Source organism: Flammeovirga sp. OC4 (assembly GCF_000812565.1).
In the GTDB taxonomy this organism is placed as follows: domain Bacteria; phylum Bacteroidota; class Bacteroidia; order Cytophagales; family Flammeovirgaceae; genus Flammeovirga.
Map to the genome: position 1 here is coordinate 33,780 of NZ_JTAM01000037.1, position 17,313 is coordinate 51,092.

General features: G+C 34.2%; 14 protein-coding genes. 3 read left to right on the plus strand and 11 right to left on the minus strand.

Annotated features, from left to right (window positions below; all coding sequences use genetic code 11):
* Positions 1–64: 64 nt before the first annotated feature.
* The 4 genes from PL77_RS18160 to PL77_RS31810 form a co-directional block, all read right to left on the minus strand.
* Positions 65–571 carry a hypothetical protein gene (locus PL77_RS18160; RefSeq protein ID WP_044208499.1) on the minus strand — a complete coding sequence of 169 codons (507 nt, stop codon included), beginning with the start codon at positions 569–571 and terminating at the stop codon, positions 65–67.
* Positions 572–681: 110 nt separating this feature from the next.
* Positions 682–1,416 carry a hypothetical protein gene (locus PL77_RS18165; protein WP_044208502.1) on the minus strand — a complete coding sequence of 245 codons (735 nt, stop codon included), beginning with the start codon at positions 1,414–1,416 and terminating at the stop codon, positions 682–684.
* 561 nt (positions 1,417–1,977) lie between these two features.
* On the minus strand, positions 1,978–2,244 hold the full coding sequence (locus tag PL77_RS18175; protein WP_156152417.1) for a hypothetical protein: 267 nt from the start codon (positions 2,242–2,244) through the stop codon (positions 1,978–1,980).
* A gap of 357 nt (positions 2,245–2,601) precedes the next feature.
* Positions 2,602–2,748, minus strand: a complete 147-nt coding sequence (locus PL77_RS31810; protein WP_156152418.1) for a hypothetical protein — start codon at positions 2,746–2,748, stop codon at positions 2,602–2,604.
* Between the two features lie 229 nt (positions 2,749–2,977).
* On the opposite strand from PL77_RS31810, the gene PL77_RS18180 reads away from it, so the two are divergent.
* Both PL77_RS18180 and PL77_RS18185 read left to right on the plus strand, forming a co-directional pair.
* The gene (locus PL77_RS18180; RefSeq protein ID WP_044208507.1) at positions 2,978–3,436 is read left to right on the plus strand and encodes a hypothetical protein; all 459 of its coding nucleotides are present in this window, start codon (positions 2,978–2,980) and stop codon (positions 3,434–3,436) included.
* 294 nt (positions 3,437–3,730) lie between these two features.
* Positions 3,731–4,390: a hypothetical protein gene (locus tag PL77_RS18185; RefSeq protein WP_044208510.1), complete on the plus strand. Its 660-nt coding sequence runs from the start codon at positions 3,731–3,733 to the stop codon at positions 4,388–4,390.
* A gap of 433 nt (positions 4,391–4,823) precedes the next feature.
* On the opposite strand, the gene PL77_RS18190 is transcribed toward PL77_RS18185, so the two are convergent.
* From PL77_RS18190 to PL77_RS18220, 7 genes are all read right to left on the minus strand, one after another.
* Positions 4,824–5,546 (minus strand): class I SAM-dependent methyltransferase, encoded by a 723-nt coding sequence (locus tag PL77_RS18190; protein ID WP_052444538.1) that lies wholly within the window; start codon positions 5,544–5,546, stop codon positions 4,824–4,826.
* A 3-nt stretch (positions 5,547–5,549) separates the two neighbouring features.
* The gene (locus PL77_RS18195) at positions 5,550–6,395 is read right to left on the minus strand and encodes an NADAR family protein (RefSeq protein WP_044208513.1); all 846 of its coding nucleotides are present in this window, start codon (positions 6,393–6,395) and stop codon (positions 5,550–5,552) included.
* 21 nt (positions 6,396–6,416) lie between these two features.
* Positions 6,417–6,941, minus strand: coding sequence for a DUF4269 domain-containing protein (locus PL77_RS18200; RefSeq protein ID WP_044208516.1), 525 nt, complete (start codon positions 6,939–6,941; stop codon positions 6,417–6,419).
* 10 nt (positions 6,942–6,951) lie between these two features.
* Positions 6,952–7,737, minus strand: coding sequence for a DUF3050 domain-containing protein (locus tag PL77_RS18205; protein ID WP_044208519.1), 786 nt, complete (start codon positions 7,735–7,737; stop codon positions 6,952–6,954).
* 239 nt (positions 7,738–7,976) lie between these two features.
* Positions 7,977–9,590 carry a sulfatase-like hydrolase/transferase gene (locus PL77_RS18210; RefSeq protein WP_172665896.1) on the minus strand — a complete coding sequence of 538 codons (1,614 nt, stop codon included), beginning with the start codon at positions 9,588–9,590 and terminating at the stop codon, positions 7,977–7,979.
* Between the two features lie 714 nt (positions 9,591–10,304).
* A complete protein-coding gene (locus tag PL77_RS18215) occupies positions 10,305–10,517 on the minus strand; it encodes a hypothetical protein (protein ID WP_044208521.1) in 213 nt (70 codons plus the stop codon).
* 613 nt (positions 10,518–11,130) lie between these two features.
* Entirely contained in the window at positions 11,131–13,473 is a 2,343-nt protein-coding gene (locus PL77_RS18220; RefSeq protein ID WP_052444540.1) for an amylo-alpha-1,6-glucosidase, read from the minus strand.
* Between the two features lie 371 nt (positions 13,474–13,844).
* Here PL77_RS18220 and PL77_RS18225 point away from each other — a divergent pair, with 371 nt between their 5' ends.
* Complete coding sequence (locus PL77_RS18225; protein WP_044208522.1) at positions 13,845–17,195, plus strand: glycoside hydrolase family 38 C-terminal domain-containing protein; 3,351 nt, start codon at positions 13,845–13,847, stop codon at positions 17,193–17,195.
* The last annotated feature ends 118 nt before the right edge of the window (positions 17,196–17,313 follow it).

Consider the following 17,313-nt stretch of genomic DNA (forward strand, 5'->3'; position numbering starts at 1 on the left):
ACATTTAAATCCTAACTCTAAATAAGTAAAAGTATCAACTTAACTTTACAAACAGTCACAAAGGTCATACACATAATATTAAATCATAGAACTCAGATACTGACGGATCATTATTATTCAATGCAAGACATTCCTTGAAATATTTGTCAACAATAGAGCTATCGAGTTCATAAACACCTAATGTGCTTTTTTGTATTTCAGCTTCAATAACGATTATCATTGAACGAAAAAAAGATTCTACATCAATACCACAACACATTTTAATTTCTCCTGAAAGATTCAAAAGATATACACCCCCTGATTGGCGATTTAATACATAAAATAAATTATAGTTATTATGATTAGCAAAATGGTAATATTGATGATTAAAATCCATTTCTGAAAATGTTAAAGTAAAATCTACAAATCCATATTTCACCGGAAACTCAAAACCATTTCTAAAGTATTCAATTGCTGTCTTATCGCCTTCATAATCAGCTTTAATAATTAATTTTACATCATCAAATTTATTCATCTCAAGTGTCAAATAATTATTATAAGTGTTTACAAACGTCTCAATGTAATTTTCCATTTTTAATTTATAATTGTCAAGTTTTTCTCACTTCTGTTCTTGGCATGCAGGCAGTGAGAAGGATACGATTATCATTCTCTTTTATAGCATACACTATAGATTCAAAAATATCATTTATCATTTTTTCTTAGATTAGATTTTAATTGGTCATATAATAACTCCTCTATCCCTTTGTCAAAATTATCCGACAATTCATCTCTTGAAACAGAAATAATAAAGCCTTGTTCTTTAAAACCTCCTCCATCATAATGCCTCAGGAAACCTTCAGGGGCAATATGAGGTCGTATTAGACCATTTGTTAGATATTCTTCAATTATTGTTGTACTATCAGTTTCTACAATTCCAAGTTTGCTTTTATCATATGTAATTTTATTATCATATATCTCTATTAAATAAATATTTCTTTTTCCGTTCTTAGATATTGAAAGACGTACATTTTCATCTGGTAATTCGTTATTGAATTTATAGATATATACCACTCTCTCAAATCTATTTAAACCTATAAAGTCATCTTTTTGAATAGAATCGTAACGACCGTATGCCTTTTTGGCTGATAACATCTGTGAAAAAATATCACCACCATAATCTTGAGGGTAAGTCGATAAAATTATATAAGATTGACAAATAAAAAATAGAATAAACAAGAGTAATGTAAAAAACCTCTTTTCAATTCGAGCTGATAACAAAAAAAAGATAACTGGAGAAACTACTCCTGTAAGCAAAACTATGAATGGTGTGATGAGGCCTGCCAATCCTGTATAAGGAAATAACCACCTGATGTTTCCCCACAGAAAAAAACACGACAAAAATAAAAATATTGAAAATAATAATCTAATTAATTGCATAGTGCAACAATGATATAAATTTAGGTATAGTTCACTTTAACAGAACTAAGTTACTAAATTGTCTTTTATGTTACACAGTTTCTTTTTTTTAACTTATCCAAACTGGCACTAATGTTAAACTGGAGGGATCATCTCATTCAACCTACCAATATTTTTTTATCATAAATGCCCTAAAGAACAAACCTATCACGTAAAGCTATTAACTTACATCTGAATTAATTTTAAAACCTAAGAAACTAACATCAAACAGCTGATCTCATTGGCTTTTGAAAAGAAATAAATTTAGTCATTCCATTATCACGGATAATTAGGGCTATGGGTATTTAAGTATTTTTCGCCTTTTGACGTAATTTTATAAGACGGTAAACTTTCGTTTGTAACTTTTATTTCTTCTATAAAGTCACTATCTACCAAGAATTGAATATATTCCATAAGAATAGGTAACTCATCAAAAAAAAGTTCACTCCGAGAATATTTATGATGAACCGCATACCAATTGAATCTTTCTCTTTTTTGGATAAATTCTAATAATTCTATATTAAATTTCGTATTCATAAGATATTAAGTGGGAGTGAAGAACTTAGGTGGAACATAATCCAATAGCCACCTTTTTTCTTCACTCGCTACTTGTTGATTAACTTCACTTTCAGAATACCTTTTTATAACTTCTAAGCAGTTCTCATATATATATCTGTCATAAATTGTATTCTTATTTTCTAAAAGAAAATGTGCTGTCCAAAGGTTTACATAATACTGATGTTCTGTAATATTTCTATAAAACAGGTGATAATCTTCATTCTCAATGAATGTGTCTACTTCTTTTCTCATATTGAAAAAAGAAATAGTTCTTCTAAAATTCAAATTATAAGGTGTGTGCTTTTTAATGTAATTCTCTTTACACCACAAAAGAAAATTATCGTTTAAATGTCTCATTATTCAACCAGTTTTTTGTAAAATATTTAGAATCCCCCCACTTGTGTATATATTTTGAAAGAGTATGTGGACTCCCCACCCCACAAATTAATGGTCAAAATTTTACTGATAAAAGGATTTATAGAATTTGTAATTCTATCCTGTAAGTTTTTTTGTTCTGTAGGATCGGAAGTCGGGAGACTTTTCCGATTGTTAGACACAAGTGACGCCTATCGGCTTAACACTTGCGCCATAAGGTAAACTGATTATACATCAATCAAAATATTCATACACCAAAATGATACTTTCATCTTCAATCGTTAGATCTAATATTTTTTCAAGCATTTCTACTTCAAAGTTTAAATATTCATCAGCTAAATGTTTATTCTTCTGTAATTGCTCTTTTAATTCTGTTGCCATCTCAGGCGTTAGCTGATAAATATTACTTTCGAATGGTGTAAAAAAGTGTATTACCCAAAAATTACCTACACAAATACCACACTACTTTAAAACTCATGCACATTGACTATTGATTTACATCATGTTATGGATTGTTATGAAACGAAATTTAATACATTAATCAGATGTCTTTAATTTAGCGGTTCTTCAATTAAATCATATTTTTCGCGATTGTCAAAAGTAAATTATTATGAAAACCTTATTATTAACGTTCATCCTCTTTACTTCCTTCAGTACATTGGCTCAAGAGCCCATGAAAATTTTTGAATCAAAAATACTCCGAGGTGATAAGCTTTACCTTGATCATATTTATTTGTATGAAGAAGAACAAAAATATGAACGCAATGAGCATGGAGGGTATTTTGAAGGTTGTGAAGACTTTTATATTATTACTGAAAAAGGAGCTTATACTTATAACCCTCTTCTGAAAATCTATGAGTTTCATTGTGATTATTCGGTGATTACAAAGTGGACGAAGGGAGACGGAAATGAATATCATGAAGGTGATAGCATGACGTTTGAAAGTAGAAATAAAAAGAAGTATGATTCCGACATGTCCGGGTATGTTGAGGTCGAACACCATACTTTGCATGACATGAAAAAAAGAATTGAGTTTAGACATAAAGGCAAAGACTCCTTAGAATTATAGTTTTCAATTTTAAGATCGAAAACAAAACCCTTACAATTCTCACTTTGAAGATTTGTAAGGGTTATTTTTATATTCAAGGTCAATGATTTTTTAAATTACAGTCCAAACATTGCCATTCCTTAATATCTAAAACAGATAAACAACTAACTGCTTATTCATTCAAAATAAGGAAGTTATTCTACACATTTTTTTATTTTATTATCATTTTTTAATTGCAATGCATAATATATAATTGAAAATGAATACATTTGCAATTACACACAAACACCGTTAATCGTTACTTAAACAAACTCTATGAAAAACTTTGTAAAAGAACTAATTAAACAAGAGCCTGTTGCTATTATTGCTGTTATCATTGCCTTTTGTTCATCAGATTTTTTAATGCAAAAATTCAGTCACCCAAAAAATGAAATGTCAGTTGCAAAAGAGATTAGGATCACAAAACAATATGATTTTATAGAAAAAGAGACTAAATGGGAGATCTTAATCCCAATCACATTTTATAACTTTGACCCTGAAATGTATCGTGTAGATGAAGTACAGCTTATCATTAATAATTTAAATCAAAATACAGCGGATACTTTGTCGATGTTAGGCTTTTGGAAAATTGTTGATGGTGGTTTTAATGGTAACAAATATGAGAAACCTAATATTAATGACAGTACGAAAACAGATTTTGGAGAAAATATTACGTCTCGATACTATATTTACCGACCTTGGGAAAGTGCCTCAAAAATCCCTGTAGAAGCTAGTAGCAGTGTATCCAAAAATATTAATTTTAGAACAAAAAATACAGCTATTTTTCATGAAGGAGATGAGCTAGAATTAACAGTCAAAGGAAGTTTTACTTATGCTAAAAATGATATATTAGAATACACTTCAAAGGTCAAAATCGCCAATAAGTTTATCATGTCACACATACGTCATAAAGTAAATTTTCAGCAACAAAAATAACTGACAATAAGTACACTGTAAACTAAGTTTTCGAATATTTATGATTTTTAGAAATCAGGAGATTTCTGTTGATCTGTAGGACACGAATGACGCTTACGCTTAACATTCGCACCATTGAGCTTCCTACCACTTTAGTTTGGTAGTACTCCCCTCGGCATTGAAGGGAAAAGCGTTAAAAATTCCATGTATTGAGTCGTTAAAAATGATTTTCTTGTTTGAGCTTTAGCGAGTTTAAAATCATTGAGGCGAGAGAAATGGAATTTAGCTTTTGACTTCTAAGCCTAGATTTTTTGCTTCGTTTTTCATCAATGGAAAAATGAAGAAGAAGGAAGCTTGAAAGTAGATCCTATAAATACTTACAGAAATGCAGATTGCAAGTTGATGATAATTTAATTTACAGTGTAATAAGCTTTCTCTACGTAAATAGGTTCTCTTATAAATTCTTCCTCAATCTAAAAACAATCACTGGGGGGATTTTTGAAAAAATGTCTCCTCTATTGAAAACCGGCTCTTCAATCGCATCGATGGCAAAACCATATTTTGATGCTAATTTTGAGTATTCACTAATGGGCCTATGAAAATAAAACTGTTCTTGAGGTTGTTCCTCTAAAGCTAAGCCTTTTGAAGTACTACTTTGAATATAGTTTTTCACCAATACGGCATCTTCTTTCAATTCAGCAAATTCTGAATTGAAAGCAGGATGTTGAATTGAAAAAACAAAGGTTCCTTTTTCGGAAAGCGTTTTGGATAAAAACTGAAATAAAGGTGCTAAATCGGGCATATCCATAAATACCATATTAGAGACGGCGGCATCAAATGAGGAACCTAAGGCATTTAGTTCTTCTTCTATGGTCGCGTCTACGACAGCATATTGAATAGTTCCTCCATACGATTTTGCTCTTTTTATATTTTCTTCGGAAAAGTCAAAAGCAGTGACCTTAATTCCTTTCCCTTCCATCCTTCTGGCAAAAATCCCATTTCCGCAACCAATATCTAGTAGGTGATCTTGAGGTTTTAGATTTAGTAATTCTTCAGTAATAGGTGCTATTAAGTTCAGGTGCCAATCATTTCCTTTTTCACCCATACTCTCATCCCATACTTTGGCGTTGGCTTCCCAAATTGCTTTATTTTTTTGATTGATTTCTTTCTGGTTCATCCTTTATTCATTGTAATTTACTTTAGGAATTGGCGCACCGAATACTTCTATACTAAAAGGAGGCGCCACCTCTAATAAATTAAAAGTGCCTTTCTTTTGCAACAATTCCAAACGGTAAAGATCTCTTAATCTTGACAATAGCTTTCCTCCAATATTCAAACCTCTCATCATGCCGTTACTTTGGATCTTCGTCCCCCAAAATGTAGAAGGACTATTCTGGTCAAATTCGATCTCCACAATTGGCGATTGTTTTACCGCTCCATTCTTCAACAATACCTTTCCAAATTCCTTACGATTGTTAGCCAATTTCATCAATAAAGCATACCACATACCATTAATAATTTCAGTCAATGCCTCCCAATGTTTTTCTTTATATTGATCAAATGGAAGGTCTCGCATTTCCCAATCTTTCATGATCCAAGCCGATCGCCAAAACATTCTCATATCGTCTTTTCGATCGCCCACTTGTTTTGCCCCTAACCCTGAAGTTTGGTCCAAAATCAACAACTGTTTATCTAGAATTTCATCTCCTTTGGTTGGGTCAAATTTGATGCATTGGAAAAGATGTTCTGCCGTTCTGAAATGTGGAAACTGTGGAACTTTAATTGGAAAACCTTCTGATGTATTCGAAAGTAAATCAAAGTCTTTACTCACAATATGCAAACGTGTACTATTTTTTCTCACAAAAGCATTAATGCCTTCATGACGTACCTTTCCTGCTTTTACTTGATCAAAAAGCACATGAAGGTGGTAAGGAAATACTTCTTTTTGATCTAATAAAAAGTCTTTGATATGATAAGTGCTTTGATAGCACATTTCTTTTACTTCGTTGATGGATAGGTAATGCATGTTTGGTATTGAGTAATTAAATTAAATTTTCACTTCTAAAAGTGACTGATAAGGGTCTCCTTCTAATCCTAATAGTTTCGCAAAGGCAGGTTCTGTTTTCAATCCTCCTGCTTTTAAAGCAATAATTTTTTGACGAAAATCTTCTCCATATTTTTCAAGAAGCTGATATTCTATCATCATGTGACGAAAAGCATTTTGCTGCTCAGTGGACTTATTTTGACCAAAAACTTCAACTTCAAAAGCATCGATCATAAAACTACAAACCACTGCCCCCACTCCTTCTTGGTGTGATACGGAAAGCTGAAACTGTTCTTCCTCCTGAAACGATTCCAATAAAAAAGCCTCGAATGACTCCAAAGATTCACACTGACAAATGACATCCAAATCGCTTTCTGGTAAATCAATACGGATAGGTATTGTACCTGTCAAAAGAGGAACATAAGCTGCTAAACGCTCAAAAATTTGATGCTTTTTTAAAGCTTTATAAGCTTCTTGCTGTCTTTTGTTCCCCTCTTTAAGGTATTCAATATTCTTGAAATCGATCATGAATTAATGCTTAAACTAAAACTTCACACGGTTGTTGAACCAAGATAAGATCATTGATGGCATCCCACAATTCTATTCGTTTTTGTAAAGCTTCTTTTGCAGTATTTAAAGTTTCTTCCCACTTCTTCTGATCATCACCGCATAATTCAGAGATCATCTTCAATGACAACGGTCCATGTTCATCACCATCTAATTCAATATGTCTTTTCAAATAATACACCACTTTGTTGTACTGCTCTTGCTCAGCTGCATTATTCAAAATTTCTAAAAACATATCTGGAATCACGTCTTCTCTACCAAAAGTAAATGCAGAAGCAACCAAATGGGTCTTATGTGTATCAATGACCGAAAAAGTATAACGCACAAATGCCGCTACTCTTTTGTCTACGGCTGTTCTTTCTAAAGCCACATCTACTGATTTTCCTTCTTGAAGGTAAGCGATCAATTGATGCATTTTTGTAGCATCAGCATCCACTTGTGCCATTGCATCCAAATACATTTCATAATGGCTTTTTGGTTCGCCCAGCTCATTAATATCGCTTTCTTCTCCGCATACAATTTCATTGATAAACCTTGCAATTGTAGGGTTTGCACTAGGCATCCAAGGAGATTCAACGTTGGTGAGTTGCAGCTGTAAAGTCTTCAATAGTGACATAAAATCCCATACGGCAAACACATGGTTTTCCATAAAGATTTTGATATCACTTACTTTTTGCAAGTTTTGATATAGAGCGTGGTTAGAAAGCTGATCTCTTAGTGTTTTGATTTCGGCTTCAATGTATTCAATGGTATACATCTTATGTTTGTCTGTTATGATTTATAGATAATAACTCTTTGCTGATTTGATGCAAATTTAGTAGATGTACTACTATAAACCACAATGGTCTCTTTAAAAATGTAGAAGTCTGAAATAGAATAGCACTACAAAAAGTGAACACTGCTACCATTCTGTACTCAAAACTTTATTCACAACGCTGAGAATATCGAAACTTTCTACATTTTTAAATAAAACACCTAAATTGGCTCTTTTTGCATCTATTTCTTAATCAGTTTGTAAACATTTTTTGTTTCCGTTTCGAGATTGAAAACTGAAATAAAATAAATTCCTGTTTGGTAAGCCTCTGTTTTAATCATCATTTCCTCCGTGCTTCGCTTTGTAATTTCTTCTATTTTTTGACCGGATGAATTATAGACTGTAATAATTGCTTTTGTATCAGTGGCTGTTTGTCCCAAATACAATTGGTCTTCAAAGGGATTAGGGAAGAAATTATATTCTTTTGAGGTTAAAAAATCAGGAATGGCGGTCACATTACAGCTCCCACAATCTCCGCCACAATCAATACTTATTTCATCTCCATTTTGAATCCCATCATTACAAGACCATCCAGTTCTAATACGATTACCTTCCTCCTGCAATGCCTCCATACGTTGTTGTTGTTCTGCTGTTAATGTTCCATTCAATAGGTTTTTGGTTTCATACGGATCATTGATCAAGTCAAAGAGTTCTTTTGTATTGTTATTGTCGAGGTATTGAATCAATTTATATTGCTCATCACGAAGTGTATAAGCATCATCGGGCACTCCATCTTTAGCCCCTAACTCCATATAATTGAACGTTCGTGTAGTCCCATCTTCACCCGAAAGTAGATGTTTGAAACTTAAACTGTTGTATAAACCTCCTTTTTCTCCAATCGATTCATCAGAGAAATGTGCCATTGTCGCAAATAGATCGCAGACATTAATTTTAGCATCAATTGTTTCATTTTTTAAGGCGACTCCCTTCCCTGAAATAATCATAGGTACATGAATTCCTCCTTCATATAAAGACCCCTTTCCTTGCGAATATCCTTGTACGAGATTAGGTGGAGTACCATTGTCACCTACAAAAATGACCACTGTATTTTCTAAAACACTTTCCGGAATATTCTCCAGAAGTCTCCCTATCTCATAATCCAAATTTTCGATCATAGCCAAGTATTTTTTCATCGTTGGCGAACCTGAATGATTATTGGAATAAGTACCCTCTGGAGGATATTGGTAAGGAGAGTGAGGACTCACATGAGCCAACCACATCAACCATGGTTTATCTTGCTTATTGATCCAATTGATCGCATAGTCTGTAAAATAAGATGTCGCATACTCTGTACACGTTTCTTGTTGTTGATTTTCGACCTTACTCCAACTGTAATAATCAGCCACGCCTGACTTCAATACGCCCATATATTCATCTACACCGTGTTCATTAGGATGGTCATAATCATTGTTTTTCCCTAAGTGCCATTTTCCAACAAGACAAGTCGTATACTCGTTATTCGTTTGTTGCTTTAATTGCGTGAAAATTGTGGTATGATCCGTGCTTAATTCCCCCGGTACACTAGGCACACCATTATTGACGCCATACTTTCCTGTCATAATAGTCGCTCTTGTTGCTGCACAGACAGGAGTAGCCCATACGTTAGAGAATAAAACGCCTGATGTTCTGAGTGCGTCTAGGTTAGGTGTTGATGGCAAATTGCTTCCTATCCCATAACCCGGCGTGACATCCGCTCCCATATCGTCGGCAATAATCAAGAGTATGTTGGGGTGGTCTTGTGCTTGGTTTGTTCCAAAAATTGATAATAAAAGTAGTACAAGCAGTAGTTGTTTCATAGTCATTTCAGTCAAAAAATTAATAAGTAATGAATACATTGTAAACTAAGTTTGCGTTAAATTTTAATCAACCTTTCTACAAACATTTATAGGCTCTACTTTCAAGCTTCTTTCTTCTCCATTTTTCCATTGATGAAAAACGAAGCAGAAAATCTAGGCTTAGAAGTCAAAAGCTAAATTTCATTCCTCTCGCCTAAATGATTTTAAACTCGCTTTGCTCAAACAAGAAAATCATTTTTAACGGCTCAATTCATGAAATTCTGAACGCTTTTCCCTTCAATGCCAGGGGGAATACTACCAAACTAAAATGGTAGAAAACTCAATGGCGCGAATGTTAAGCGTCAGCGTCATTTATGTCCTTCAAATCATCAGAAATCTCCTGATTTCTAAAAAATATAAATAACGTAAACTTAGTTTACAATGTAATGAAGATGTTGTATACTAAAATATTCATTAAATTCCGAATAGTGTTTCTTGGAAAGTAAATGCCATTCAATCAAAAACTAGGATTGATTTCAATAGGATTTTCAACAGTTTCCTCTAAATCATCAAAAAATCAATAAGCATCTTTAGTCTACAATACTTTTGGACATAAAATATAGGTGTAAATACTGATAAATCAATTAAAAAAATAGTGACAAAATAATAAAGGCTTTCCATTTGGATGAAAAGCCTTTATTTATGTACGCTATTATAGCTCTTAAATGAGTAATCTTACTTTACTGATTCTCGGATTTGTGTAGCTGCTGCTTGATCTAATTTACCGTCTAATAAATAGCCTTTCACATCAACGATTTTATTCTCTTGAAGTAATTTTAAATCCTCTTCTTTTAAAACATGCTTGAGAGTACAGATAAACTGATTCATGTCATATTCAAATTCCACGTCCTCAAGATTTGCTAACTTCAACTGACTTCCATGCTTCATTTTTGTCTTAACACAAAAACGAAGCAAAAAAGTCAAGGCTTTGAACGCAAAAGCTAAATTTCATTCCTCTCGCCTAAATGATTTTAAACTCGCTAAAGCTCAAACAAGAAAATCATTTTTAACGGCTCAATCCATGAAATTCTTAACGCTTTTCCCTTCAAGGCCGAGGGAGATACTACTAAATGATGGTCTGATTACATGTCAAAAGACAAAAGTTTTTATTATAATCTTCTAAAATGTAGTGCCGTAGAAACGTTTTATTAAAACATCCTCGCGAACCACAACACACAACTATTTACGTACCCTACAAATCAGCAGAAATTTCACGATTTCTAAATGTTATAAATATTCGAAAACTTAGCTTACAATGTATTCAGATATCGGTAATACTTGTTGTTTTTAAATGTAGAAATAAGCCTTCATTATAATTATCCATGAAATTACAAGTTGTAACACTTATCTATAAATCATGAAAGATGAGGGCATTGAATTAAAAAAAGACGCTTAATAGCAAAAAATCTGATAAGATAATGCGAAGAAGTTACTTTTTGTTTCATATAAAAAAAGGCCACTAACTTTCGTCAGCGACCTTCAAATCGTTAAGGGCTAATATTTATTTTTTCTGAAACGTTTGTTTCATTGCTTCATATTCTTTGTCCATAGAAGGCTTACAGAATTGAGTTCCTTCAAAGATTTTGTCAGAGTTTTCTTGACGCTTTTGTAATTGCTCATCCAAATGCTCTTTCTTCAATTCTCTTTGTTTTCCATCAACACCAAAGACTGTCAATGTCAATTCTTTTTGATCTCTTGTAACAAGTACCTTCTCTCCTGCTTTTACGTCGATCGCAATTGGTTGGAATAATGAATGCTCAAAACTTAATGTCACATCTTTTCCTTCCATTGTGTACGTATAAATTTCTACTTCTTTTTGACGCTCAAATTGACCTACTAATGTTCCTCCCATTAATTTCTCCTTATAAGAAACGTTGTTCAATTTAGAAGGCATTCTTGGAGCAAGAACAATCGTATTTTCAATCGCATTAGGTCTTAAGCCTAAGAAGTATTGGTACCAAACTCTCAGTTGTTCTCCGTTTGACCAAGCTTGCATATAAGTACCTGTCAATTTAGGATAAGATTCACCTGGATGAGGGAATGCATCAGCATTTTCGTTCATACTACCAACTGCACCCATATCTAATGATTGCTCATTCATGTTTTCGAACAATTGGAAAGCAATATCAGGTTGACCACTTTCGATCATACGCTGCATTGCGTAGCCATTGTTCCACTGCCAAATTGTACCATTGTGATAAGCGGCATCTTTATGGTAATGCTCCCACGCAAGGTGATAAGGGTGGAAATTAGGATCTTCTTGGCTTAATGATGCTACACCCCAAGGGTATACTAAGTGCTCCCAGATTTCACGCGTTAATTCCATTTTCTTGACATCGTCTGTCATAAAGTCCATAGCAAATAATTGGTTAGGACGGAATTGGAAGTCCGGTTGGTCGTCGTGATCAATACGGTCAGCCATATAAGCATGTGAATCGTCAAAGAAATCTTTGTTGAAGTTGGCTTGTACCTTATCCGCGATTTTTTGCCAACGCTTCATATCGCTGATATGGTTTGTTTCTTTTGCACAATAGATCGCTGCATTTAATTGCTTGAACCATAATGCTTGAATATCATTGGCGTAGCTACCTCTTGGTGAATATGGAACGTGATCAGGCTCTCTTCTAGCATCCATCCAAGTGTCTGCATCTTCATGCGTTAAGTAACCTTTTTTGTTTACCCAGTTTTTCAATGCACCATCCACACTTCTTTTTACCGTTGGGTACATTTCTTTAATCAATGAATTATCACCAGAATATTGGATATAATCTAATAATTCAAAGATAAAACGTGGAGTACCGTCCGTAGTATGGTAGTTTAGAGATTCCATTTTTACGATGTTAGGAATTCTACCATAATACTTTGAAGTTGATTTTTTGTCTTGAACATCAGCAAAAGAAAGTAAGATTTTCTTTGCCACTTCAGTCTCACCTAATACTAAAGTACCGCCCGGTAATGAAATAAATGTATCTCTACCCCAGTATTCATTGAACCAAGGAATACCTGCATAGATACCATAACCCCTTTGGTGTGTCACCATTTCGTCCATTGTCAATGTCAACCACATTAACGCTTTATCGAAGTGAGGATCCTCTGTTTTGATGGCTGTATTTTCAGTAATTAACTGCGTCATGCGGTCTGTACGCTCTTGCAACCACTCTCCATGTTGTGTTCTTGCTTGTTGGATTAAAGCTAAACCTTCTTCTTTTGTCTTTGCATATGAAATATAGAAACCACCTTTCCCTGAAGCAGTTACTTTAGCATTACCTTCTTTATCAATTTGTTCATTGTGCGAAGGTGCCACTACAACAAAATGATCTTTTGATTCTGAGGGTACAAAATAAGAAGCATATTGATCTCTGCTGTCTAATTTGATTTGATCACCCGTCACTGTAAGGTTCGTTTCCGATCCTTTTACGCCATGAAAATCAACATAAATAACATCCTGATCATCAAAAAGTATTACTCTTTCTGTACCTTGAGCAGTAGCTCTTTGTAAATAATGAGGGAACACTTCTACTTTTGCATTGGCACGGTCAAAAGGTTGTCCATCAATCGTAAGATCATAATCCGTCAAAATTCTCTTTTGACCAATATTCCATCCATTAAACCAACTGTACAACTCACTATTTAAAACGTGTGTTTGAGTCTGAAAATAAGCACTTCTTTTATTAGTATAAGTCACAACTCTGTTCTCCGCAGCAGCAACGTCTACTTTCAATTCCTGTAACACTTCATCTTTCACAGCTTCTTTTGCTGTAAATTTGTGTTCATTATTTTCTTTAGCACACCCATAGAAAAGTGTCAAGGCGAGAAGTATAAATGTACTTTTTAAAATCCTCATTATTATTTAGTTAATCTTGTAAATCTTGTGATAAGAATTTGACTCATTTTCACGCAATACTATCATTAATGTTTCTCTAAGTTAACAATTGTTCATAGGTCACAAAATGATTTCTATTTTATTAATAATTACTGATTATGAGGTGTTATTGGAATTATTTCATGAAATCTTGGATAGATGAAATATATAAAGCACTAATGAACAGTATTTTACAAAGTAATTCAATTAAAACTTAAAATAAGTAAATTTTAAATTTAAATCGGTTGAGATGCTTTTTGTTAATAATTCCTGCTTAACATAAAATAAATGTACTTTCTACACACGATTCACCATCTTTATGTTCATATGTTTAAACTTAATGATTAACTGGAATGAATCAACTTAACTACAAACACTTTTGGGTAATGCTTTTAAGTATTATCACAATACAATTTAGCTATGGACAAGAGAAGATTTTTTTAAAGGGCTACACCGACTATATCAACGGTGATATCATGCCCTATAAATCTCCCCAGGAAGATGCCAATCAAGCCATGTTGGTGAGATGTACTGAAGGGAAAAACGAAATGGAATGGGAAGCGGAAGCAGTACCTACCTCTTTTAATGGTGAATACGTTGAATATGGCGTCATCATGGGTGTAGATATTGACAGAGCACAGTATGAATTTGATTTTTATATTAATGACAAAAAATACTTTACTTTTAAAGCTCCCGAAGAAAGCATCCTCCAAGATGTAAAAGCAGAGGGACCTAATGGTTCTCAACTGACTTTTAAAGGAACAATGATCGATGCCTACAGTGATATGTTTGGGTATGGATTCTTGAAAATTAAAGCAGAAGATTTGCCAAAAGGTCAACCTGTAAAAATGAAAGTAGTTGCTCCAAGCATCGGTAAATCAAGCTGGTTTATGATGTTCAAATATGGAGTGGATGGTAATGTAAGCTGGAAACAAGAACCTGCGGTGATCAAATCTGCAAAAGGTCCTCAACAGCAATTAAGAACAACCATCTTACACTACGGTGATCCTGTAAAAGCGACCATCACAGCGGGTAAATCAAAAGAAAAAGTAACGCTAAATGTTGGAGCAAACGTATTTAGAATCAACATTCCAAAAATCGAAGAAACAACTTCTGTCCCCGTTAAAGTTACGGTAGGCAAAACGATTTTGGACGAGCAAACATTGGAAGTAGATCCTGTAAAACCTTATACGGTTTATCTATTACACCACTCACATGTTGATATTGGCTATACGCATACACAAGATGAAGTAGAAAAAATGCAATGGGACAACTTGGATGATGCTGTAATGATGAGTCAAAAAACAGCTGATTATCCTGAAGGTTCTCAATTCAAGTGGAGCGTGGAAGTTATGTGGGCAGTGGAAAGCTACCTTAAAAATACTACTCCTGAGAAGCGAAAAGCATTTATGGAGGCAGTGAAAAACGGTTCTATAGAATTGAATGGTCTTTACGGTAACATGTTGACAGGTCTATCAAACCCACAAGAATTGGTAGAGTCTACTTTTGATGCATTACAAGTGGCCAATGAAACGGATACCAACTTAGAGTCGGCAATGATTACTGACGTTCCTGGTTACACTTGGGGATTGGTGCCAGTTTTAGCACATTCAGGAGTAAAATATCTTTCAGCAGGTACAAATGTATTCCACAGAATTGGTGGTACAATTTCTACTTGGGGTGACCGTCCATTCTATTGGTCTTCTCCTTCAGGTGAAGAAAAAGTAATGGTATGGGTACATGAAAAAGGATACAGTCATTTCCACACTGGTTTAGGTTTTACTGATTTGAAAGTCTTATTGACACCAAAATCTGTTTTTGATTACTTAAATGAATTGAATGAAAGAACATATCCTTATGATATCACAACGCTACGTTATACTGTAGGTTCAGACAATGGTCCTGTGGATCAAGGCATTTCTGAAACGGTAAAGGAATGGAACGATACGTATGAAACACCAAAAGTAATGTTGTCTACTACAACTGAATCTTTCAAAGCATTTGAGGAAAAGTATGGTGATCAACTTCCTGTAGTAAAAGGAGATTTCACTCCTTATTGGGAAGACGGTGCTGGATCAACTTCTGCTGAAACTGCTTTAGTGAGAAATGCATCAGAGAAACTTTCTCAAGCGATGACAATTATGTCATTAAACGGTGCTGATATTCCAAATGCAACGTTCGAGCAAGCTTGGAGATACGTTTTACTATACAACGAACATACATGGGGTGCTTACAACTCTATCTCAGAACCTGAGGCGGATTTCGTTCATTCTCAATGGGCCGTAAAACAATCTTTCGCGATCAAAGCGGATTCAATTGCGGATGAATTATTAGAAAGAGCATTAGCGATTGGTGAAAAGACAAAAGGTATTTTATTGACCAATACATTGAACTGGGACCGTTCTGAATTAGTAAAATTAAGTGCTGAGAAAACTTCAAATGGTGATTATATCACAGATCAAGATGGAAAATACTACCCTACTCAGCGTTTGAGTAACGGTGAATTGGCGGTTTATGTAGATCACTTACCAGCTTATGGTCAGTTGGAATTATTCTCAACTGCTGAAATGAAATGCAGTAAAGAATGTAAGAAATGCAAGGACTGTAAAAACTGTAAGAAGTGTAAAGGTCAAAAAGCATTGAAAGTAGCTGATAATACAATTGAGAACGATTTCATCAAATTAGAAATCAATGCTGAAAATGGTAGCGTAGCTTCACTTTTTGATAAAGTAAGAAAGAAAGAACTTTCGGATAACACTGAATTAAAAGGACTGAATGACTACTATTATGTGGCTGGAAGAAATCCTAAAGCTCCATTAACTACATCAAATGATATTCAAATCAAATGGTTAGAAAAAGGTGACTTAGTTAGCATTATTGAAGTGAGTTCATCTGCTCCAGGCACTGAAGAATGGAAGCGTACTTTCGAGGTTAATGCTTATTCAGAGGTAGTGGAAATTGATAATCAGATCAACAAAACCAATGTATATGATCCTGAAGGTGTTCATATTGCATTCCCTTTCAATGTCAATAATGGAACTGTGAGAATTGACGCTCCGTTTGGTGAGTATATTCCTGAAAAAGAACAATTACAAGGTTCATGTAAAAACTACTTCACTGTACAACGCTATGCAGACGTTTCAAACCTTGATCACGGTGTCACTTGGGTTACTCCTGATGCTCCAATGATTGAGTTAGGGGAAATTACAACGGATGCATTATCGTACGGTTGGATTCAAGAAGTAAAGCCTACTCAAACGATTTATGCTTATTTAATGAATAACTATTGGGAAACCAACTATAAAGCTTCTCAAGAAGGTTGGCATTCATTCCGTTTTATGCTAAGACCTCACGGTGCTTATGTTTCTACTGATGCTAAAAAGTTCAGTATGGCAGTAGCTCAGCCGGTCTTAATTTCTGAAAATGCAAACGACAACTACACTGCATTTATTCAGCCTACGGCAAATGATCTAATCATCACTGCTTCGAGACCAATGGATCAAGAGCATGTTTTATTGACGGTATTAAATGCCAACGCCGGTGATTCTGTTTTGGAATGGACTTCTTCAGATAAAGTGGAGGAAGTATACCTTTCAAATATCAATGGTGACAATATGGGCTCATTCCAACAAGGTGAAAATATCCCAGGCTGGGGTGTTAGATTCTTATTGGTGAAAGTAAATGGTGAGAGTGCTTCTAGGTAAATAACCAAGTAAAAATCTGGAACAACCCTCTCATAGGCGTGAAATAACGTCAATGAGAGGGTTGTTTTTTATCTATTAATCCTATCCAATATCATAATCAAATTAGAACAAAACATTC

Excerpts from the sequence above, each read along its gene's own strand:
- PL77_RS18175 (WP_156152417.1), bottom strand. The coding sequence starts at position 2,244 with ATGAGAAAAGAAGTAGACACATTCATTGAGAATGAAGATTATCACCTG.
- PL77_RS18180 (WP_044208507.1), top strand. The coding sequence starts at position 2,978 with ATGAAAACCTTATTATTAACGTTCATCCTCTTTACTTCCTTCAGTACA.
- PL77_RS18190 (WP_052444538.1), bottom strand. The coding sequence starts at position 5,546 with ATGAACCAGAAAGAAATCAATCAAAAAAATAAAGCAATTTGGGAAGCC.
- PL77_RS18185 (WP_044208510.1), top strand. The coding sequence starts at position 3,731 with ATGAAAAACTTTGTAAAAGAACTAATTAAACAAGAGCCTGTTGCTATT.
- PL77_RS18195 (WP_044208513.1), bottom strand. The coding sequence starts at position 6,395 with ATGCATTACCTATCCATCAACGAAGTAAAAGAAATGTGCTATCAAAGC.
- PL77_RS31810 (WP_156152418.1), bottom strand. The coding sequence starts at position 2,748 with ATGGCAACAGAATTAAAAGAGCAATTACAGAAGAATAAACATTTAGCT.
- PL77_RS18165 (WP_044208502.1), bottom strand. The coding sequence starts at position 1,416 with ATGCAATTAATTAGATTATTATTTTCAATATTTTTATTTTTGTCGTGT.
- PL77_RS18200 (WP_044208516.1), bottom strand. The coding sequence starts at position 6,941 with ATGATCGATTTCAAGAATATTGAATACCTTAAAGAGGGGAACAAAAGA.
- PL77_RS18210 (WP_172665896.1), bottom strand. The coding sequence starts at position 9,590 with ATGAAACAACTACTGCTTGTACTACTTTTATTATCAATTTTTGGAACA.
- PL77_RS18205 (WP_044208519.1), bottom strand. The coding sequence starts at position 7,737 with ATGTATACCATTGAATACATTGAAGCCGAAATCAAAACACTAAGAGAT.
- PL77_RS18225 (WP_044208522.1), top strand. The coding sequence starts at position 13,845 with ATGAATCAACTTAACTACAAACACTTTTGGGTAATGCTTTTAAGTATT.
- PL77_RS18160 (WP_044208499.1), bottom strand. The coding sequence starts at position 571 with ATGGAAAATTACATTGAGACGTTTGTAAACACTTATAATAATTATTTG.
- PL77_RS18220 (WP_052444540.1), bottom strand. The coding sequence starts at position 13,473 with ATGAGGATTTTAAAAAGTACATTTATACTTCTCGCCTTGACACTTTTC.
- PL77_RS18215 (WP_044208521.1), bottom strand. The coding sequence starts at position 10,517 with ATGAAGCATGGAAGTCAGTTGAAGTTAGCAAATCTTGAGGACGTGGAA.